This is a genomic window from Bacteroidales bacterium (assembly GCA_035299085.1).
Lineage (GTDB): Bacteria > Bacteroidota > Bacteroidia > Bacteroidales > UBA10428 > UBA5072.
Genome location: DATGXG010000048.1, coordinates 120500 through 140848, shown reverse-complemented (window position 1 = coordinate 140848; position 20349 = coordinate 120500). Strand labels below are relative to the sequence as shown.

At 41.7% G+C, this 20349-nt stretch carries 20 protein-coding genes and 1 tRNA gene; 10 read left to right on the top strand and 11 right to left on the bottom strand.

The genetic code is table 11. The features are described from left to right. Positions 1–17 precede the first annotated feature (17 nt). Positions 18–1796 (bottom strand): ATP-binding cassette domain-containing protein, encoded by a 1779-nt coding sequence (locus VK179_16345; GenBank protein HLO60322.1) that lies wholly within the window; start codon positions 1794–1796, stop codon positions 18–20. Positions 1797–2175: 379 nt separating this feature from the next. Between VK179_16345 and VK179_16340 the strand changes: the two genes are divergently transcribed. Beyond that, positions 2176–4575, top strand: coding sequence for a T9SS type A sorting domain-containing protein (locus VK179_16340; protein ID HLO60321.1), 2400 nt, complete (start codon positions 2176–2178; stop codon positions 4573–4575). A gap of 61 nt (positions 4576–4636) precedes the next feature. After that, entirely contained in the window at positions 4637–5398 is a 762-nt protein-coding gene (locus VK179_16335; protein HLO60320.1) for an SDR family oxidoreductase, read from the top strand. 12 nt (positions 5399–5410) lie between these two features. On the opposite strand, the gene VK179_16330 is transcribed toward VK179_16335, so the two are convergent. The 7 genes from VK179_16330 to VK179_16300 form a co-directional block, all read right to left on the bottom strand. Continuing rightward, complete coding sequence (locus VK179_16330; GenBank protein HLO60319.1) at positions 5411–6268, bottom strand: N-acyl homoserine lactonase family protein; 858 nt, start codon at positions 6266–6268, stop codon at positions 5411–5413. Positions 6269–6783: 515 nt separating this feature from the next. After that, positions 6784–7338, bottom strand: coding sequence for an ORF6N domain-containing protein (locus VK179_16325; protein HLO60318.1), 555 nt, complete (start codon positions 7336–7338; stop codon positions 6784–6786). A gap of 630 nt (positions 7339–7968) precedes the next feature. Continuing rightward, positions 7969–8042: transfer RNA gene (locus VK179_16320), tRNA-Met, on the bottom strand. A gap of 282 nt (positions 8043–8324) precedes the next feature. Beyond that, positions 8325–8753: an SgcJ/EcaC family oxidoreductase gene (locus tag VK179_16315; GenBank protein ID HLO60317.1), complete on the bottom strand. Its 429-nt coding sequence runs from the start codon at positions 8751–8753 to the stop codon at positions 8325–8327. 474 nt (positions 8754–9227) lie between these two features. Further along, the gene (locus VK179_16310; GenBank protein HLO60316.1) at positions 9228–9407 is read right to left on the bottom strand and encodes a DUF1059 domain-containing protein; all 180 of its coding nucleotides are present in this window, start codon (positions 9405–9407) and stop codon (positions 9228–9230) included. 85 nt (positions 9408–9492) lie between these two features. Further along, entirely contained in the window at positions 9493–10785 is a 1293-nt protein-coding gene (locus VK179_16305; protein HLO60315.1) for a two-component regulator propeller domain-containing protein, read from the bottom strand. Between the two features lie 128 nt (positions 10786–10913). Continuing rightward, positions 10914–11300: a VOC family protein gene (locus VK179_16300; protein HLO60314.1), complete on the bottom strand. Its 387-nt coding sequence runs from the start codon at positions 11298–11300 to the stop codon at positions 10914–10916. Between the two features lie 170 nt (positions 11301–11470). Here VK179_16300 and VK179_16295 point away from each other — a divergent pair, with 170 nt between their 5' ends. Next, the gene (locus VK179_16295; GenBank protein ID HLO60313.1) at positions 11471–11878 is read left to right on the top strand and encodes a DUF1080 domain-containing protein; all 408 of its coding nucleotides are present in this window, start codon (positions 11471–11473) and stop codon (positions 11876–11878) included. A gap of 57 nt (positions 11879–11935) precedes the next feature. Beyond that, a complete protein-coding gene (locus VK179_16290; protein ID HLO60312.1) occupies positions 11936–13426 on the top strand; it encodes an alpha-L-fucosidase in 1491 nt (496 codons plus the stop codon). On the opposite strand, the gene VK179_16285 is transcribed toward VK179_16290, so the two are convergent. After that, a complete protein-coding gene (locus VK179_16285) occupies positions 13378–14298 on the bottom strand; it encodes a helix-turn-helix domain-containing protein (GenBank protein ID HLO60311.1) in 921 nt (306 codons plus the stop codon). The two genes, VK179_16290 and VK179_16285, sit on opposite strands and share 49 nt — an antisense overlap. 200 nt (positions 14299–14498) lie before the next feature. Between VK179_16285 and VK179_16280 the strand changes: the two genes are divergently transcribed. From VK179_16280 to VK179_16255, 6 genes are all read left to right on the top strand, one after another. After that, positions 14499–15011, top strand: a complete 513-nt coding sequence (locus VK179_16280) for a hypothetical protein (protein HLO60310.1) — start codon at positions 14499–14501, stop codon at positions 15009–15011. 30 nt (positions 15012–15041) lie between these two features. Further along, positions 15042–15500 carry a hypothetical protein gene (locus tag VK179_16275; GenBank protein ID HLO60309.1) on the top strand — a complete coding sequence of 153 codons (459 nt, stop codon included), beginning with the start codon at positions 15042–15044 and terminating at the stop codon, positions 15498–15500. Positions 15501–15537: 37 nt separating this feature from the next. Continuing rightward, positions 15538–15945, top strand: coding sequence for a DUF6379 domain-containing protein (locus VK179_16270; GenBank protein ID HLO60308.1), 408 nt, complete (start codon positions 15538–15540; stop codon positions 15943–15945). Between the two features lie 187 nt (positions 15946–16132). Continuing rightward, entirely contained in the window at positions 16133–16552 is a 420-nt protein-coding gene (locus VK179_16265) for a VOC family protein (GenBank protein ID HLO60307.1), read from the top strand. Between the two features lie 44 nt (positions 16553–16596). Further along, a complete protein-coding gene (locus VK179_16260; GenBank protein ID HLO60306.1) occupies positions 16597–17289 on the top strand; it encodes a DUF1080 domain-containing protein in 693 nt (230 codons plus the stop codon). Between the two features lie 21 nt (positions 17290–17310). Beyond that, positions 17311–18384, top strand: a complete 1074-nt coding sequence (locus VK179_16255) for a DUF3419 family protein (protein ID HLO60305.1) — start codon at positions 17311–17313, stop codon at positions 18382–18384. A gap of 5 nt (positions 18385–18389) precedes the next feature. On the opposite strand, the gene VK179_16250 is transcribed toward VK179_16255, so the two are convergent. Both VK179_16250 and VK179_16245 read right to left on the bottom strand, forming a co-directional pair. After that, the gene (locus VK179_16250; protein ID HLO60304.1) at positions 18390–19238 is read right to left on the bottom strand and encodes a hypothetical protein; all 849 of its coding nucleotides are present in this window, start codon (positions 19236–19238) and stop codon (positions 18390–18392) included. A gap of 1 nt (position 19239) precedes the next feature. Then, positions 19240–20334: a hypothetical protein gene (locus tag VK179_16245; GenBank protein ID HLO60303.1), complete on the bottom strand. Its 1095-nt coding sequence runs from the start codon at positions 20332–20334 to the stop codon at positions 19240–19242. Positions 20335–20349 lie beyond the last annotated feature (15 nt).

Sequence of the window (20349 nt, the reverse complement as noted above, 5' to 3'; positions counted from 1 at the left end):
CTGTCAGTTTAAAAGAATTACCTTTCCTTTTTATAGATCCATACGGTTATCGGAAACAAAATGGCCGTTAACAATGCAGACGCACCTATTGCTTTGAGAATAACAGGCCACGAGCTGTTTCCGCTAAGCAATCCTCTTACCGCATCCACCTGCCATGCGAGCGGATTCCACGAAATAAACGACTGCAGCCAACCAGGCATGGTTGCAGGATCGGCAAAAATATTCGACATGAAAACGAGGGGCATAAGTATGATCCATCCAAATGACATGACCGCCGAAACACTTCTCATGGTGAGTCCCATAATTAAGAAAAACCAGGAAAGGCTCAGCGCAAAGAAAACCATAATGGCAAAGGATGCAGCTATCGATCCGACTCCGGCATCGGGCCTGAAACCTAAAATAATTCCGAATACAAAAACAAGTGTACCTGAAACCAGGTGCCTGATGAAATCACCGATGAATATACCCGAAAGTGGAGCAGGTAACCAGATGGGCATTGAGCGGAACCGGTCAAATATGCCTTTTGAAATATCGTTGTTGATATTTATACCGGCATACATACTGTTAAAAGTCAATGTCTGAACCAGGATACCCGGAATGAGAAACTGCAGGTAATTGGTCACTGATCCTGCAAGTGCACCTCCGAAAATATACGTAAACATAAACGTGAACATGACGGGCGTGATTAGTGCATCCACAAACTGCTCGGGAATATGTTTAATTTTAATGAGGTTTCTCCATCCAAACATGAATTTGTTACCGAAGAATCCGGTATACTTTTCAGGTAAAGAATGATCGAGAATTTCATTTGCCGATATTTCAGCCACCGATTCTTCTGTTTTTTCCAAAGAATCTGAATTGTCTTCTCTTCCGGGCTTTCCCGTCAGGGAAAGGAATACCTCGTTCAAATCCGGTCGTGAAAGATTGAAAGCTGCAACAGGCACCTCGTTTTGATCCAGCTTTTCAAGTATTTGTATGGCATGCTTTTGTCCGGTAACAGGAAAAGACAGCTTTTTCTGTTCATGAGTGAATTTACCGGCAATTTTTTCCATGTTGGCTAAAACAGATTCGTAGTGTTCTGCATTGAGACCGTCGAGATGAACATGCAGCAGGTTATTGCCTACGGAGGCTTTTAGCTCATTGGTTGTTCCTTCCGAGATTACCTTTCCATGATCAATAACCGTTATTTTATCCGCTAATTGCTCGGCTTCATCCAGGTATTGTGTGGTAAGAAGTATAGTTGATCCTTTTCTTGCCAGGTTCCGGATCACATTCCACAATGCATTACGGCTCCGGGGATCCAACCCTGTCGTAGGTTCATCTAGAAAAATAATTTCAGTTATTTTGACAATGCTGGCAGCAATATCCAATCTCCTGCGCATACCACCCGAGTATTTCTTTACCAACCGGTTCGATGCTTCCCTGAGTTCAAAAGCAGTCAACAATTGACTTGCTCTTTGGCGGGCTTCACTGGATTTATAACCCATCAAACGTGCAATGAGGAACAGATTTTCAAAGCCTGTAAGTTCCTCATCCACGGAAGCATTTTGACCGATTAGACTGATGTGCTCTCTGACCTTTTCAGGTTCCTTGTTTACATCGCAGGAAGCCAGGATGATTTGTCCTTCATCGGCTTTGAGCAGGGTCGACAGTATCTTAATCAGGGTTGTTTTCCCGGAACCGTTGGGGCCTAAAACAGCGTGAATAGTGCCTTTACGTATGCTTAAATCAATTCCGTCGAGAACAATTTTTTTCCCGAACGATTTTCGGATACCTGTTGCTGCAATTGCCGGCATTTTTAATTGAATTAGGGTTTATTACTGGCATTAACAAAGAGAAAAGACAAGAGTTTTATTTCAATGTGTCGAAGTTCGGCCGAGGTTCCACCTCGGTCGGATTATGCCATCAGGCTCTGCCTGATTTCCATGGAAGATACCATAGAGGCGGGATTGATCTTTTTTTCATGTATGGAGTTTTGATATGCTAATTTAAGCTTAATCCGTGAACAAAATTGGGATATCTAGGTTGGTAATTATCTGTTATAGTTTTGATTAAGGATTTTTTTGTTAATGGTAGATAATAGTAAAATCCGTAAATTATCCGTAAATTATCCGTAAATTATCCGAAAATTATATCCTTATTTTTACCTAAACCCTTTATTTAAGTAATAAGAACATGGTTAGCCGGATTGTTCTTCTGTTAATTCTTTCTTGCTGTGTTGAGCAGTATGGAATTTCGCAAGAAGGCTATTTTCAACCATTAGTAATAAGGAACAACCAGGATTATACAAGGATCATTTTAAACTGTTATGATACGAATGTGGCTGAAATCCATATGGTGGTCACTGTTGATCATGAATTCAGTTTAATATTGACAGATGATGGTTTAAATGGTGATGCAACCGCAAATGACGGAAAATATACTTCAGACAGCATTCTGATTAACGTGGACTTTTCTCTGTTTCAGGTTTATGGAATCACACCTATTTCAGTATCGGGTAACGATATATTGTATATCTATAACGATAGCAGTAAGGTAAAGGGTTATATGAATATGCGTATGACTTTTGGCATTATTGATCCGGCTGTTATAGCCATACCTGACATCAGCAGGTCCGTTGTGGATGTTAATATTGACAATACGGATTACGTGGTGGCTATTCTGAATCAGGGGCTCAATATTGAAAGGAACATCCAATTATATTACAAATACTTTGAGGATAACAGGGATTTTCTGATTCTGGCAAGGAATATTAATGAGTCGGTGGCAGGTTTTTCATCGACTGTCTCAAATTCTGTTTCAGGAATTGGTATGGATCTGTATGATCATAGTAATTATTACGGAAGTCATGGGGGACTTCAATCCATTATCCAAATATTTCCTATAGGAAGTCTTGGACTTCTCAACCATGAGATTTTACACAGGTGGGCCGTTTTTTTAAACGATAGTTTATATTTTGGCATAGGCCATTGGGGAGCAGTTGAAGGCAACTCATCAGGGTTTGGAGTTGCCTGGGGAATTTTCAGTGATATCAGCTACATCGGTGATAATTATTACAAGTGTACGTACCTGCCGCAAACCGATACTTGTAACTATTTTAATGATCTTGAATTGTATCTGATGGGTTTAAAACCGGCGAATGAGTTGAATAAACCATTTAAATCGCTCAAAGACCCAAATTTTGCTTATTACGGATGGGGCACTGCCATTTTTTCTTCAATCGGTGGCATATCAACAAAGACAATTCAGGATATTATTAATTCTCAAGGTAAACGTAATCCCGAATTTCCCAACACCCAAAAGAAATTCCATGCCGGCATGATTGTAATGTTTGACCGGCCTTTGACTGATGTGGAGTTCGCCTATTTTAATTACCTGATGCAGCAGTACGAACAAACGGGCCTGAAAACGCTCTTTAAATCGTTTGCAGATGCAACACGCGGCTTAGGTGAAATGAAAACAAGAATAATTTCAATGAATTTTAAGCCTGAATTGTTGCCATCGGTGGATGACTCCATTTTTTTGTGGGAAACCGAAGAGAACGCTGTAAATTACCGGTTTCAGCTTTCCCGCGATGACAGCTTCGATTCTTTGGTCTTGGATACATTAACATCGGATACAAAACTCGTTTTTAATACGTCCGGGATAGTGGATCCTTATTGCTGGCGGGTAAAGGCCATCAACGATGAGGGTGAAAGCTATTGGTCTTCAACCAAGCCTAATACACCGCCGACGGTTCCCGAATGCATTTACCCGGTTCAGCAATCAACAGGAATCAATAAAAATGTAAGTTTGTCCTGGATGACTTCAGATGCAGATGGTGATACCCTGAAATATGAGGTACTTTTTGGGAATCAACGTGACAGTCTGAAGGTTTTAGCTGAAAATTCAACTGATAAAAACTATTCGGTTCAAAATCTCAGTTATAATACTACCTATTTTTGGCAGGTAAAGGTAACCGACCGGTACACCTCCAGATACGGACCAGTTTGGGATTTCAAAACAAAGAAAAATTCAAGTCCATCCATTCCGATACTTATTTACCCTGAAAATAATACTCAGGATTGTGATCCGGATGTTACTCTGGCCTGGACGTGTTCTGATCCGGATTCGGACAATTTAGTATATTATCTATATCTCGGCAATGACTCCTTAAATCTTATCAATAAAGTGGAGACAAATGATACCACTTATAATTTAAATGGTTTGAATTATGATTCGGTATATTACTGGAGAGTAAGCGTAACCGATGGTGACACAACAGTCTTCAGCGGTTTGTGGAAATTTAAGACAAAGGATCAGATTTCTGACATAAATGATGATAAAGATACTGGTAAGGTTCTGATATTCCCAAATCCGGCGAGCAGATCGGTTTTCATTAATTTTAAGGAGCAGGCACAGCATGGAATTTTTATTGAAATTATGGATTTGGCCGGAAAGATTATGTGTACCAATCAGCCGGATTTTGATCAATCCCGGATAGAAATCAATGTCTCACGGTTTCCCAGGGGTATTTATCTGCTAAATGTATATTCAGACAAATTCTGCAGCCATTTTAAAATTCTTATTGAATAGGCTTAAATTCAGCCGGAAACCAATATTCAAATGTTTTGTTGTCAATTAAAACAATTCATTAATGAATAACAAAAAAATCGCACTGATTACCGGGGGTAGCCGGGGACTTGGTAAAAATACGGCTTTGGCCATCGCCCGCAGGGGACTGGATGTAGTGATTACTTACAATACGAATAAAGAGGCTGCAGACAGCGTTGTTGCCGAAATACAATCTACAGGTCAAAAAGCAAGGGCTTTTCAGCTGGATACAAGCCATGTGAAATGGTTTGATGGTTTTATTAAAGAGGTTGCTGATTACCTGCAATCAGCATACGGACAACCCAAATTCGACTTTCTGATCAATAATGCCGGAACTGCATTATATAAGCCTGTTACTGAAACAAGCGAAGACCAGTTTGATGCCATTATCAATATTCATTATAAAGGAGTCTTTTTCCTGACCCAGAAAGCTCTCCCATTCATTAATGACGGCGGTGGAATCATCAATATTTCTTCAGGCCTTGCGCGTGTGACCATGCCCGGGTCATCGGTATACGGCTCGGCAAAAGCCGCGGTTGAAACACTTACCCGTTACCTGGCAAAAGAACTTGGCGAGCGACGCATCCGGGTAAATGTGGTTGCACCGGGCGCCATTGAAACCGATTTCGGGGGTGGCAGAACGCGAGACAACAAAGAGATCAATGCCCGGATAGCCAGTATAACTGCCCTTGGCAGGGTAGGATTGCCCGATGATATCGGGGGCGTGGTGGCTTTTTTATGCACGCCGGAGGCTTACTGGATAAACGGTCAGCGAATAGAGGTGTCGGGTGGACAGGGGTTATGAAAACTCCCGGGATCAAGGATTTTGTTGCTTACCTTGCTTAATCCTGACAATTCGATCGTTCACACTGGGAAATCTTGACATTACACCGATATCATGCCCGGGGATAATAAGATTCTGATCAGAAACAAGGGTTTTCATTCTTCTCATTGCGTTCACATATTTTGCAGTATCGGCACATAAGGAGACTGGTAGCTCTTTCTCCAGGTTTATATAAAACCAAACGGCATCCGATGCAAGAAGAATTTTGTTTCTTTCTGAATTCGGATTAATTAAAAGGTACATGTCTTCATGGGTATGCGTAGAACCCGTATATGCTTTAATTCCCGGCATGATTTCTATGTCATCTCCCTTCACCAGCTTAAGTCTGCCCTGTTTCTTAATGGTTTCAATATTGATTACATCCTGCCTTGTAAATCCTGTCGAATCGCCTCCTTCCTTCCATGCAGGCCCGACGAAATATTCATACTCATCCTGGTTCATCCATACCCGGGCATTTGGGAAGAGACTGATTCCGCCGATATGATCATAATGCGGATGGGTTATAATGATATCTGATATTTCCTGGGGACCTATATTCAGCTGAAGCAAAACGGAATCCGGCCTGATGAATTTCCTGGTGACATGTGTTGAATCGATCCAACCTGCGTCTACAAGGATATTACGGCCATCAGGATCTTTGAGAAGCCAGAAATAATTAGGCCATTCCACGCTATCATTTCCATTGTAGCCGATTATAGCCTCTTTGGCGAGCGACGTTCCTTCATTACAGAAATATAAAGCAAATACCTGGTATTCTTTGGGTTGTTGCCTGCAATTCATAAGAATCCCAGTCAGGATGAAGAGGGCAAAAAGTTTAGCAAAGGTTTTCATGAGAACCGGGATTTAGGTTTTTAGTTTGGTTTCAATCTTCTGTCAAAGAATTCTCATTAGCAATTTACACAATTTTATTTAAATACGAAGTTCGGACGAGGCTCTGCCTTGTTCTGAATATGCCATCAGGCTCTGCCTGATTTCCAAGGAAGATGCTATAGTGGCGGGATTACTTCGTGATCACTGATAAGGGGGTGCTTAACGCCGAAATTAAGCATACACCCTTTGGGTTATTTTTTTTCCGAAGTTCGGCCGAGGTTCCACCTCGGTCGGATTATGCCATCAGGCTCTGCCTGATTTCCATGGAAGTAACATTAGAAGTGTGATTACTGCGTGATCACCGGTATAGAGAGGTAACGCCGAAATTAAGCATGCACCAAAATCTCTTAGGCCTTAAATTCCTTATTACTTAATTGCTAAAGGTCGGGATTACTTCGTGATCACCGGTGAGGGGGTGGTGAGAGGCGTTCGGAAAAACAATTTACTTTTCATGGACTGGAAGATTGGGTGAAATCTTAATCTTCATTGTTTCTTTTATACCCGATTCTTGGTCTGGTTCTTAATTCCGATTCCTCTTGCCGGGCTTGTTCCAGCTGTCGCATATAATCAAATATGCGCATGATTTTTTCGTCATGGTCAGTATAATTTCTTTCAATTTCATCCAATTTTCTCAGGATATCTTTATGCGTAGCCAACATTTCACGCATCTTAATAAAAACTCGAACTATTTGTAGATTTACCTGGATAGCTCGTTCACTATTCAAAACACTGGCAAGCATTACTGCGCCATGTTCAGTAAAAACATAAGGGAGATAAGGTGAGAACTTAAGACCTTGCAGGTGGTCGCAATTTGCGACCACCTGTTGTTTTTCTTCATCTGTTAACTGAAACATAAAATCAATCGGGAAGCGTTTATTATTGCGCTTTACCTGTTCATTTAGTCTTTTTGTTGTAACACCATAAAGTTCAGCTAGATCACTATCAATCATTACCTTAAATCCTCTAATAAGCAATACCTTGTTCATTATTAGTTCATCAGGTATATTTGATATTTGCTGTTGTTTGCTCATTTTCTTAACGGGTTATAATTCAAAAATAATAATTTAAATTGATACCCAATGATTTGTCATGTCATATAAAGAGCATAAGCTGATCAGCCCTGGCCAAATTGCTACTTATTAGGTTTACAAGAGGCTTAAACCGAAGGTTTAAGCAATAGCCACGTTAGTGGCGATATCTTTGTAGTAGTAAGGTTTTCCAAACACAGAGCCACGCTAGTGGCGAAATCTTAAGATGTCGCCACTAGCGTGGCTCCGGCGCTTCTAAACATAAAAATACTACAAAGATATCGCCACTCCATGGCTAACCGGCTTAATCCTTCTCAATCCCTTAGGCCTTGAATTCCTTATTACTTAATTGCTAAGAGGCGGGATTACTTCGTGATCACCGGTGAGGGGGTGCTTAACGCCGAAATTAAGCATGCACCAAATCTCTCAGGCCTTAAATTCCTTATTACTTAACTGCTAAAGAGTCGGGATTACTTCGTGATCACCGGTTAGGGGGTGCTTAACGCCGAAATTAAGCATGCACCCTTCGGGTTATTTTTTTATGCCCCTGAGGCATATGAAAAGCGAGCTTTTCAATGCCGCAGGGGCATAAAAAAACCCGGCCAAAGGCCGGGTGCATGCTTAATTTCGGCGTAGCGAGAGGCGGGATTGAACCGCCGACCTCATGATTATGAATCATGCGCTCTAACCAGCTGAGCTACCTCGCCATCAAATAGTTACGGAACTTTTCAAAACCTTATGGCACGTATTTGGCGTGTTTTTCCGGTTTTGAGGAGTGCAAAGATATAATTTTTGATTAAGAATGAAAAAAAAGTTGAAAAGTATGGATTGAATCTAATAATAACCGTCAACAGGCGGAGCCTGTAAGAATAGGCCGAACGAGGCAGAGCCTCGTCCGAACTTCGTTACAACCCATATCATGCTCGAATGAAAATAGGGCGCTCGTCCCGAAGCGAAGCAAGTAATCAATTTTCACCTTTTCAAATCACCTACTGAAGTTGGTATTCTACGTTTGTGAAACTCACTACCAGCCATTTACCTTTTTCCTTACTCATGACGTATGTTCCTATATTGCCCACAGAACTTATTGAGCGTACTTGAACTACTGCAACATCAGGCTTGATAAACCTTATTTTTTCAATGGTGTAGGTTTTATAGCTATTTTTCCCCGGCCCTGAATGAAATTGAATGAGATCGTCTTTAATAGCTGCCTTTCCCTTATGCCATTGAGCATGTGTATTAATATGGTCTATGTCTTCGGCATAAACCGAGATCATCTTGTCCACATCATGAGTATTCCAACCCTCATAAAATCGACCCAGAACATCCTTAATCGCCTTTTCCTCTTCAGAATTTGCCGTTTGAGCAAATAAAACGCTTGCCGGTAATGTGCAAATGACTGAGATAAAGAACCACACTAATTTTTCTCAAATATTTTTTTCTCATAAGCATGATCTAATTAAATATCATTTATTAATTTGAATTAACAAAAATGGATGAGTTTAGTCGCCATTTCTAAAGGTTTTTTTGCTGACCTAATGACAAGTTATAATGTATACTGCACTAAATGTGAAATGACTCTGAACAAATCCGGGATAACAGGCAAGAGCCTGTAAAAATAGTCCGAACGAGGCAGAGCCTCGTCCGAACTTCGTTTCAGTTCCATATCATGTTCGCATGATTTATTCCCTGATGATTGAATTTAACAAGGATAAACTGGTTGTCAATACCAGATTAATAAAACTCTGAAGATTTGCGTTAGAATTATTTGCTATGGCAGTTTCGGAAATTACTGAATGAATACCGGGTAATTATTTGGACCGTTCTACATTTTGTGCTCGCTTGAAAAGGCGGAGCGGCCCAAACAAAAGAATCCGGACAAAATGTGGTTTTTACACTTTTGCTTCTTCTGTGATAAGCGGTTTGATTTGTGCAACCATTTCTTTTGTCACTTTGACACCATGAACTTTCAGGGCATGTTGAGCTGCCTGTGATAATACTTCTTCTACTGAATCAGCTCTGATAACACCAGGGCAGTCAAACCCTACATCTCTGCAATTTAATTTTTTCATAACTGTTATACATTTAATTTATAATGCATTTACCTAACGCAGGTGCTTTAACATAATAATTTTCATTTTGTTCTGTCCCCAGGTATCACTTCTTTAAAAACTGCCTGGTGATAACTCCATTATCTGTTACCACCCGGATTAAGTAGAATCCTGAAGGAAATTGACTTGTGCTGATGTTGATATAAGTTGTAAAAATCTTTGATGAGTAGATTTCAATGCCGTTCAGGCCGAAAATAGACAGGGATGCTTCTTTGCTTATGCCGGGTATCAAAATAGTAAGGTTGTCGGTAACAGGATTTGGGTATAAAAAAACAGAATCCGTTTCTGTTTTACCTGTTGCGGATGAAACTATGTCTGCCTTCATTTCCGAAATACCATCCCCGGTTCCAAACCACTTGTTTCCTTTTAAATCCACTGCGATTGACATAACCAAATTGCCTGCCAGGCCATCCTGCATAGTGTAATTCGTCCAGCTGGTGCCGTCGAACTCCGAGACACCGTCAAACGTGCCAAACCACTTGTTTCCTGCACTATCGATGGCTATATCCAATACAAAATTATTGGCAAGGCCATCTTCATCGGTATATGTAGTCCAGTTAATTCCATCAAATACCGACACACCTTTGTCCGTTGCTATCCAAATGCTGCCCGATTTATCAATCAGCAGAGAATTGATTATTTCACGCTGTAATCCGTCTGCCGGCGTAAATTCATTTGTATCATTCCGGTTAATACTAATTACACTGATGGAAGGTGGCGGAATAGTATCAGCAAATACATCCCGGACCAGGCTGCTGCCAATCCAGATACTGCCTTCCCGACTAATATCAAGGCCCCTGAAGAGGAAATTCTCTTTTTTCAGAATCGTTGTCCAGCTATTCCCGTCAAATTTTGTGATACCACCTTCCGGAAGCTCAAAAATCATATCATAAAAGACGGCGCTTGAACCAAAGTATAGATTACCCGCTGAGTCACTTTGAATGACATCGACATAATAACTGACCAAACTATCCGTATCATAACTGATCCACTGATGGCCATTAAACCTGGAGACTCCACCTGTTTCATTTTCCAGGTCGGCTGTCCCAACCCATATATTACCATGAATATCCTCCTTAATAGCTTGCACATTTTTTGCAATCAGCCCTGAATCCACATTATAGGTTATCCAGTTTGTTCCATCGAATTTTGTAACTCCTTCCCCGGTACCAAACCATATGTTCCCTTTTCTGTCCGTTTCAATTTCTAATATATAGTTGTTTGACAGCTGGCCTGAAGTGGAAGCTACCGTATAATTGGTGAATTTTTGCGCATAGAGACTTTGAATCAAAGTCAATAAAAAAATCATCCCGTAAATCTTTTTCAAGGGTGGTTTCATAACCGAAACGTACAGATTTTATAATACGACATAGTAGTTTATTATTCCAAACTGATTTTCTGAAGAATGGCAATTAAAGTTAACAAAAATCCATAGAACTAACCATAACGGTCAGGAGCGTTCCTTCATCACATATAAAAAATATTAAACCTGTGTCCATCAGGATCGGCGAAAACAAAACCATAATAACCCTCGCCGAATTCTGCTGCAGTGGATATCAGGTTTCCACCTGCCTTCCTGACTTCGGATTCCCAGTTATTAACTTCTTCTTTAGTATCCGCTGAAAGAGAAAAAATCACTTCATTCCCATTTTTAAGATCGGCAATTTCACCCCCGATCCCATGTTTAAGAATATTTTTCAAAAAGAAATGGATAACAAATTCTTCTTCTCCAACCCGGAAGCTTGTTAATTCCTCGGACCTTCCGTTAGGTATAAATCCAATTTTTGTATAGAAATCAGTTGTGCGATCCAAATCCTCTACACCCAGGTTTGCCCATATTTTCGTTGTATTCATAAAACTTCATTTTTGCTGAACAGGTTCCATAGCGGATAAAACACTTCATTAATTGTAAAGTTATCTGCTGTTCCAAACTTCATGTAATTAACCGTGTTTTTAACAGCAGGAATGGATATCTTCACTTATATTATAGCCTATTAAGCCAAATTAAATGTAACACTGTCTGAATTCTTGTACATGCATCCACACCAAGAGCCTTATATAAAATGTTCCCTGTTTCCATTGAAGTCCAGATGGAACACCAGAATGCCGGTGATTTCTGGTGCATCATCGAAGATATTACTACACCTAATATGGAAGCACGCCGTGGTCCCAAAGAGAACTGGGGCGGTACCGAGGATAAGCTCCGCAATATAAAGAATCTTACAGACAACTCTGAAAAGCCTTTGGGAGAATGGAACACGATGGTGATCGAATGTGTCGGAAAGGAGATCAAGGTATGGGTTAACGGGGATCTTGTGAATTATGGCTACAACTGCACGGCAGACAGGGGCCATATAGCCATCCAGGCTGAAGGTTCCGAAGTGGAGTTCAGAAAAATCTTCTTAACGCCAATTCATGAGTTAAGTGAGTAAGGAGTACACTGAACAAGGAACAACGACTAAAGAAGTTAATAAAACAGCAAATTTCAGATGAAAAAACTACTAGCTCCTATTGTTTTAATTTTTGTTGTGGCATTCTTTTACAGGCCTGCGGATGCCCAAACCAAACCGCTTCAGCAGCTTCAGAGCGAATTTGTGGATATGCGGTTCGGCATGTTCATCCACTTCAATATCAATACCTATCACCCTGGCTGGGGCAATGACCGCGTGGATCCAAAGATTTTCAACCCGGTTGACCTTGACTGCAGGCAATGGGCAAGGTCTGCCAAATCCGCAGGCATCAAATTTGCCCTGCTGACCACGAAACATCATGACGGATTTGCTTTATGGCCATCCAAACAAACACCACCTAACGGAAAAGAACCATATACCATAGCTCAGAGCTCAGTCCCCGATCGTGATGTGGTTCGCGAATATGTTGATGCCTTCCGCTCTGAAGGAATTCTCCCGGGTTTGTACTTTTCTATCTGGGACGTTGCCAATGGCATCGGCGGTCCTTATGATAAATCCGACAGCATCGACTGGCCAAAAGTTAAGCCTTATATATTGGGACAGATTACCGAGCTCCTTGGCGGAAAATACGGTGAAATCCCCATTTTTGTGATGGATGGCTATATGTGGAAAATGGGCCATAAACAGATCCCTTACCAGGAAATCCGTGGACTTATAAAAAAACTTCAGCCAAACTGCCTGGTCATTGACCATAACGGAGGCATCCCATGGGATGTGGATATCATATATTTCGAGGAGCCCATTAAAATTGTCGCTCCCGATGGCAATACCCTTGCGGCCAGCCAGGGACAAACCATTTCAAACGACTGGTTCTGGGATGCATCTTCAACTGATATTATGAAACTGAAAAGCCTGGACGACATCCTTGCTCACCTTAACCGGCTGGAACCGCTGTATACAAACTTTATATTAAACTGCCCGCCCAATCGAAACGGTGTTTTTGATAAGGCCATTGTTGACAGGCTTGCCGAAATCGGAAAGGCATGGAAACCCGATTTGTCGCGACCTCCGCTGCCCGCACAGCCTCCTGTTGTAAACCATCCAATTACACCTGTTTCATCCTCAGCAACCAGCGGCAACGCATTATTAGCTATTGATGGATTAAACGACGGAGCACAGGGCCCGCGGTACCAGACTCTCTGGGTTTCTGATGCCGTCATGCCCCAGTCGATAACTCTTGACCTCGGTAAAATATACAGCCATATAGATTTGCTGTTGTATCTACCCCGTCGGGAACCCGGCAATACAACCGGCAACATAACCTCTTACAGGATATCGGTGAGCAGCAATGGAAAAGATTTTTCATTCGTTTCAAGCGGCAACTGGTCCCCTGACCAATCGGTAAAGCATGCGCAATTTACACCTCAGACTGCCAGGTATATCAGACTTGAGGCTGTTGAGGCAATCGGGAATGTGGCAATCATCGGCGAACTTACAGTTGGTTCTTCGGATAGTAAGCATCACCTCCAGTCGTCAGCCCCTTCATTCCGATATTCCCCCGGGGCATAACCGGTTTTATGCCTGAAAAACCGCGTAAAATTGCTTACGTGTTTTTGCCCCAGTTTGTATGTGATTTCGGAAATGCTCAGAGAAGTTTGCCTCAAAAGTACTTTGGCCTCAAGCAGGATCATATCATGTAGCAGATCAACAGCACTTTTTCCCGTGACCTCCTTCGTAATTTTATTCAGACGGTTTGTTGATATTTTTAATTTAGCTGCATAATCATCAATATGATGATATTCGTATATGTGCAGGCTCAAATCACGGCAAAACTGCTCGGTTAAACGATAATTATCATTTCCCTTATTCATGTGTCCGGTCGCTGCAAACGGTCTTAATTCTACGAACAAGGCCCTGAGATACGCCTGCAACACCTCTTGCCGGCAATCTTTCCCTTTTGCGTACTCCATTTCCAACCTGTTCAGGATCGTTTCTATACTATCCTTTGCCTGGGTGCTTACGTGAATTTCCGGATTTCCATTAATGGTTAAGAAAGGAATTTCAGTCAAAGAATCGCTTATTCCTGAATGTAACAATACCAATTCCGGGTTAAAATAACAGAAATAACCGCAGGCATCCGAACTCATATTATCATGACTTTTGATCTCATAGGCAGGAACAATGAAAAAGGTATTTCTTTCAAATTCAAACTTTGAAAGGCCCTTACTTGTCGTACATTTTCCAGCAGTTAAAAAAACGAACTGGCAAACCGTCAGCCTGTAAGGTGTATTGTCGACCCCGGCGGGAACATTCCTGATAAAATCTTCGATCCTGTTTATATGAAATACTTTTGAGAAATGGTGGATGTAAGGTTTTACCACTTCGCCCCATGTACGAAACAAATTTGACTCAAGCATCAACGGATCGTAAGTCGGAATCATTATTTCCTTTTTTCGGATAATGCCAAATTAATAAAGATTGATATGATTGTTTTGCCTGTTTTGATAAATAATTGTGCCTATTTGATAATTTCTTCTTCGTCACTTATTTTAAATTTGAGATACTTAGAAACAATGCTGCATTACCCATACCATTTGTTTCACCATTCATCCTGTGTCCTCAAACATTAATAAAAGGTATGATGAAAATAAACAGAAAAGATTTCCTGAAAACTGCTGCAGGTGCTGCTGCTATTTCGGCAATACCATCCTCAGGCTTGTTTGCGGCAGAACGTGAAAGTAAATCCCCTGCTACCCGATATTCGGCTCCAAAGGCAGAATTCAACGGAAAACCCAAACGTGGAGTTTCCATCTACAGCTATACAGGAATGTATGGCGTAAGCATGACCATGGAGGATTGCTTCATTGATATGAATGATATGGAAGCTGAGGGTGTTGAAATCCTTGCCAATGGTCATATTCCCAATTATCCGCATCCAACCGACGAGTGGGTGGAGTGGTGGTTCACCATGCTGAACAAGTACAGCATTGTGCCTGCTGAATACGGTCACTGGGTAGACTCCCGCCGTCAACCCGGCCGACTGCTCTCTACCCAGGAATCGTTTGATATGCTTGTTCGTGACATAAAATTGGCTCACCGCCTGGGATTCAAAGTTGGCCGTACCAAACTGGGAGTGATTGATGAAACCCTTTAACCGGTTGAAAATTGGCAGGAGTTCATTAAAATGGCATTACCCGTTGCTGAGGAATATGATTTCAGAATGTGTCCCGAAATACATGTACCGACTGCCCTGAAATCTAAAATGGTAGATGATTATATTAACTTCATTGAGAAAACAGGTACCAGGAATTTCGGTATTAATATTGATTTCAGTGTGTTTAATAAAAAACCGATGGCAATTCCAGGTATGAAGTTCACTCCAAGCACACCTGAAGAAATGATACCGTATCTTAAATACACCTATTGCTGCCACGCCAAATTCAGTCATATGAAGGACGACCTGACTGAAGAAAATATTCCTTATGACGAAATCATTAAAATTCTGGTTGACCAAAAATGGGAAGGGTATCTTCTAAGTGAGTTTGAGGACTATGAAGGGGGAACAGGCAGTATCCCTGATCATGCTTCTGACCAGGTACGCAGGCAGCATGTCATGATGAAGCGGCTGCTGGGTGAGGTATAGGTTCAAAATTCAGAATTTAACTTAAAAATTAAAAGAAATGTTAGAATATCCGAATATACAAGCCAGGGGATTCCGCAATATAAAAGAGAGCAATACCATCAGCGGTTTCCAGGTACCTATAAGGTTAACCTACTATAGGGGTGTGTGGCTTCCCCAACTCAGGCCTACAACGGTTATCGTTGACGGTGAAAAATTTGAAGGCGATCAGATTACATGGCTGATTGACGGAAAACAATATGCCCAGGATAGTTTCGCGGATTATCCCGATGTGCAATGGAGCAGTCTGAATACAGCCATCCTGCAGGTGAAAAAACCGGGAGGTTTGCAACTGGGAATACATGATGTGGAGGTACAGATCATCTTTAGTACTTCTTATTTACCTCCAAGGGCAGATCTCGGCTTTGGAGAAAAACCCTATAAACGCACAATGACCCTGGTGAGGTGAATGAACTACTCGCTGCAAATCAGGGCAATCATCGGCGAACTTTCAGTTGGCTCTCAGGATAGTAAGTTTCAACCTATAACTGTTAAGCAACGGGACTAGAAAAGCAGGTATAAACAACCTTTTTGATGTCATTGATGTTTTATCTTTCATAAAAGATAAGATAGTGACAGAAAGTAAACTCCTTCGAATGGACAATACAGGCATCGTGGTTGAATCCCTCGATAAAGCTGTGTCCTTTTTTACCGAACTGGGTATGTTACTCGAAGGACGCATGGTTATTGAAGGAGAATGGGCCGGGAAGGTCACCGGAATCAAACAACAGTGCGTCGAGATTGCCATGATGGTCACACCTGACGGGCACAGCCGGCTTGAACTCTCCCGTTTTATCAATCCTCCTGTTATCGGCGACCACAGGAATGCTCCTGTTAATGCGCTGGGCTATCTCCGGGTTATGTTCGCGGTGTCCGACATTGATGATGTGTTGAGCCGTCTCCGGAAACATGGTGCAGAGTTGGTGGGTGAGGTAGTTCAATACGAGAATACTTACAGGCTCTGCTACATCCGGGGACCTGAAGGAATTCTCATCGGGTTCGCTGAACCCCTTTGACCTGCCAATTCCTTTTGTTAACTTCACAGTCAAACAATCATAACATGAAAGCATTTTGGTTTCTATTGCTGATCGTATTACCACTATTCCTTTCCTGCAAAAATACTGACACAGGCAAAAATCTCTTTAACGGTAAAGACCTTTCCGGTTGGCACATAGACGTACCTGCACTGGATAGCAATCCGGATACAACCGTGCCTTTTATTGTCAGAAACGGGATGCTTGTAAGCTTAGGTACACCCGGGGGACATCTCCTCACCGACTCCGTGTATTCGAACTACCGTCTTGAGGTTGAATACAGGTTTGCTGCTGCACCCGGTAACTGCGGTGTCCTTGTACATGCATCCACCCCGCGAGCCTTGTATAAGATGTTTCCTGCTTCGATTGAAGTCCAGATGGAACACCAGAATGCCGGAGATTTCTGGTGTATTATTGAAGACATTACCACACCCGATATGGAAGCACGGCGCGGTCCCAAAGAAAACTGGGGAGGCACCGAGGACAAATTAAGGAATATTAAAAACCTCACCGATAATTCCGAAAAACCTGTCGGAGAATGGAATACCATGGTGATCGAATGTTTTAGAAAGGAGATCAAGGTCTGGGTAAACGGCGACCCGGTCAATTATGGTTATAACTGTACTGCAGAAAAGGGACAAATTGCTATCCAGGCAGAAGGATCTGAAGTGGAGTTCAGGAAAATATTCCTGACTCCAATTAAAAGTCTGACTAAATAAAAGCAGCCATTTATCTAATCCATGAAAAACCTTTTTGACTTTGGATTATCACAGGAAGATCCTTTGACCGAACAGGCTGTCCTGGATATTCATGATGGTGATCATATTCTTTCGGTTGCCAGCGGGGGCGAAGTGCCTCTTGGATTGATAAGCCTGAATAGCAATATACATATAACAGCCATCGATAGCTCTCTTTCGCAGATCATGTTATGCCGGCTGAAATGGATTACTGCACTTTATGTGGATTTTCCCCTGAATGCCCGGTTCCTGGGATATTCCCCACTAAAAGAATCTGAGAGAATTACTGTTTTTGAGAAATACATCAGGCCATTCCTGAGCGATGCCGAGGAAAATTTCTGGCAGAGGAACATCAATTATATTTTAAAGGGAGCAGTCAATACAGGCCGGTTTGAAAAATATATCAGGAAAATGCGCCTTGCCGGCCATATTATCATCGGCCGGAAAAACCTCGAAGCACTGATCCGATGTAATTCGCTTGTTGAACAGGAAAGTTTGTTTTCCAAAAAAATAGCATCCCGCAAAATCCTTCAACTTTTATTTAGGGTTGCTTTTCATCCCAGGATATATAAAAACCGCGGACTGAGTGAACAGGCTCTGATCCATGCCGGTGAAGATACCGGCCAGCGCTTTTTCAGACGGTTCAGTGAATTTTGCACAGGCACTCCGGCATCTTCAAATTACTTCCTCCAGTATTTCCTTTTGGGGAAATGTATAACCGAAGATTCATACCCAGATTACCTGCAACCCCGCAATAAAAACCGTCTTCAGAAAAACCGGGATAACATTGAATTCAGGCATATTTCGTTCCGGGAAGTAATGAAGGATAAGAATACCTCTTCTTTTAATAAAATTCACTTTTCAAACCTCGGCGACTGGATGAATCCGGAAGAGTTTTTTCATTCAATTGAATTAATCAAAAGTACTTGCCGGCCAGGCACCCGGATCTGTTACCGGTATTTGCAGAAAGACCACTTGACAGGCGGGGTCGGGAAAGATAAAACTATAGAAAAGTCTATGGTTAATACCGGTACAGATAGGTTTCCGTTTTATACTACCTATCTTATCCGGATTTGAACCATCTATTGCATGGATGAGATAAACCGGGTAATTACATCAACCATATCTTCATTATGCGTCCGTTCGTTTGTTTCAAGATCAATGTAAGTCCCCTTTTCAAGCAAGTTAAGCATTCTCTTTAGGTGATCATCATTATGCAACCCATCTTTGGTTGTGCCTACAATGAGCGAAGGGCACCTGACTTCAGTAATTCTGTCCCAGATTGAATAACCTGCCACCGAAAGTATTGTATTCTTCAGTTTTACCGGATCAGCATGGTCCAGTGAATTAAAGGATATAACCATCATTTGCCTGTCCTGTTTTTTATCAATAACGAACCTGAGTAAATACCATTTTGCAATCCGTTTTAATACTGAATATATAGAAGTTCCGAGATGCCTTATTACAAAAAGGCTCCAGCCCGGATAATTAAATTCCGCCGTGGGTTCCATGAAAATAACACGCCGCGGCTTACTTTTCATATGCCTGTAAGCATCGGCTATTACTGCCGAACCAAGCGAATAACCGAGCAGGTAGTATTCCTTATCCTTAAATTTCAATATTTCAATTACTTCAGAAACATCCATCCCCATGGCCTGGATGCTATAATCGGTCTCATCTTGTATAACTGAAGATGTTTTGTCCCTAGTTTCAACATAATACACAGGATGGAACTTTGATAAGCCACCGATAATAATAAGGAAACTATCGATCATTGTGGCAAGTCCCGAAACAATCACAAAGGGAAAATTACCCTTCAGGTTAACGGGTATGAATGCGAAAACCTTAAGGCTTACCCGATCACTCACCTTAACCATCAGTTCTTTACTGGTGCACCAATCAAAAAATGGGAGTCTGCTGGCTGTTATCATATCAGAGACCGGCTATATCAATATAGGGTAACCGGATAGTGTAGTCCGGCTGTTCCGAATTGTTATTGAACACGATAATATTCGAAATAATGTCCAGGTGCAGGAACCCTTTAGCCGCTTTTAGTAGATCATCATTCCGGCAACTGGCAAAGTTCATGAAATGATACTTCCTGTTCAGGTTCCTGTAATAAATCTCCGCAAGCAGTGCATGCATCACGTTGATATCCCTGTCTTCAGCAGCATAATCGGTTATTGTCAGTTCATTGAATCTTTCACCGGCAAGCGGAAAAGGTGCCATGGGAATTATGTGGGCAAGTAACCTGTATGTGTAAAGTAAAGGATAGAACTTATATGAAAACCGTTCCACTATGGTCCGTCTGAATGATGAACAATCCCACGCAAGGCAAACTCCTTTTATATTACCCTTACTATTCTCGGCAACATAGTAGTTCGCAGGACTCAATGATCTTTTTTCCAGGCTATGCTCAAATTCTTCTTCACTGGTTCTTTTTCCGAAATCCCTTTGACCCTGTTCCCCGTTTAAAAGCCGCACGATTTCAGGTATGTCGTTGGCTGTTGCATTGCGGACTTTATATTTGGTTGTATTCTTAAATGGAAATGAGAAAATGATCGATTTAACAACCAGTTCATCCGCGATCCCGTACGGCGGGCTCCAGGGATGGTTCTGCCTGATTACAAAGGATTCAACATTGCGGTTTCCCTTCATTGTAATGTAATAGCCGTATTTTGCTTTTTCAGATGCTTCCTGTAAAAAAATTCTTGCTGCTTTTTCAGGAAAATGCATTCCCCTGGCCTCTGGTAAAATATAGAAATTATAAAAAGTAAATATCGTCTGAAGCAGCCCGTTTATGATGGCTTCCCGGTATCCGAGCGAAGCAAATCCCTTCAATTCGTTATCTGCGAAAAATCCAAGATGTCTGCATCCGGAATAGGCTAATTCAGATGTTCTGAAGAGATCCGGCGATTTATCAAAATAAAGAGTCATTCCGCCGGCATGGATAGGAGAATTCCTTACGATATCAATCATTGTATCGTTATAGCGCTCATCAACCGGCAGAACCTGGTATCGGTTCATCTGAATAGATTAATT

What these genes read in the sequence shown, in the direction of transcription:
- VK179_16345 (HLO60322.1), bottom strand. Translation starts at nt 1,796, where the DNA reads ATGCCGGCAATTGCAGCAACAGGTATCCGAAAATCGTTCGGGAAAAAA.
- VK179_16340 (HLO60321.1), top strand. Translation starts at nt 2,176, where the DNA reads ATGGTTAGCCGGATTGTTCTTCTGTTAATTCTTTCTTGCTGTGTTGAG.
- VK179_16335 (HLO60320.1), top strand. Translation starts at nt 4,637, where the DNA reads ATGAATAACAAAAAAATCGCACTGATTACCGGGGGTAGCCGGGGACTT.
- VK179_16330 (HLO60319.1), bottom strand. Translation starts at nt 6,268, where the DNA reads ATGAAAACCTTTGCTAAACTTTTTGCCCTCTTCATCCTGACTGGGATT.
- VK179_16325 (HLO60318.1), bottom strand. Translation starts at nt 7,338, where the DNA reads ATGAGCAAACAACAGCAAATATCAAATATACCTGATGAACTAATAATG.
- VK179_16310 (HLO60316.1), bottom strand. Translation starts at nt 9,407, where the DNA reads ATGAAAAAATTAAATTGCAGAGATGTAGGGTTTGACTGCCCTGGTGTT.
- VK179_16305 (HLO60315.1), bottom strand. Translation starts at nt 10,785, where the DNA reads ATGAAACCACCCTTGAAAAAGATTTACGGGATGATTTTTTTATTGACT.
- VK179_16300 (HLO60314.1), bottom strand. Translation starts at nt 11,300, where the DNA reads ATGAATACAACGAAAATATGGGCAAACCTGGGTGTAGAGGATTTGGAT.
- VK179_16290 (HLO60312.1), top strand. Translation starts at nt 11,936, where the DNA reads ATGAAAAAACTACTAGCTCCTATTGTTTTAATTTTTGTTGTGGCATTC.
- VK179_16285 (HLO60311.1), bottom strand. Translation starts at nt 14,298, where the DNA reads ATGATTCCGACTTACGATCCGTTGATGCTTGAGTCAAATTTGTTTCGT.
- VK179_16280 (HLO60310.1), top strand. Translation starts at nt 14,499, where the DNA reads ATGAAAATAAACAGAAAAGATTTCCTGAAAACTGCTGCAGGTGCTGCT.
- VK179_16275 (HLO60309.1), top strand. Translation starts at nt 15,042, where the DNA reads ATGGCATTACCCGTTGCTGAGGAATATGATTTCAGAATGTGTCCCGAA.
- VK179_16270 (HLO60308.1), top strand. Translation starts at nt 15,538, where the DNA reads ATGTTAGAATATCCGAATATACAAGCCAGGGGATTCCGCAATATAAAA.
- VK179_16265 (HLO60307.1), top strand. Translation starts at nt 16,133, where the DNA reads ATGGACAATACAGGCATCGTGGTTGAATCCCTCGATAAAGCTGTGTCC.
- VK179_16260 (HLO60306.1), top strand. Translation starts at nt 16,597, where the DNA reads ATGAAAGCATTTTGGTTTCTATTGCTGATCGTATTACCACTATTCCTT.
- VK179_16255 (HLO60305.1), top strand. Translation starts at nt 17,311, where the DNA reads ATGAAAAACCTTTTTGACTTTGGATTATCACAGGAAGATCCTTTGACC.
- VK179_16250 (HLO60304.1), bottom strand. Translation starts at nt 19,238, where the DNA reads ATGATAACAGCCAGCAGACTCCCATTTTTTGATTGGTGCACCAGTAAA.
- VK179_16245 (HLO60303.1), bottom strand. Translation starts at nt 20,334, where the DNA reads ATGAACCGATACCAGGTTCTGCCGGTTGATGAGCGCTATAACGATACA.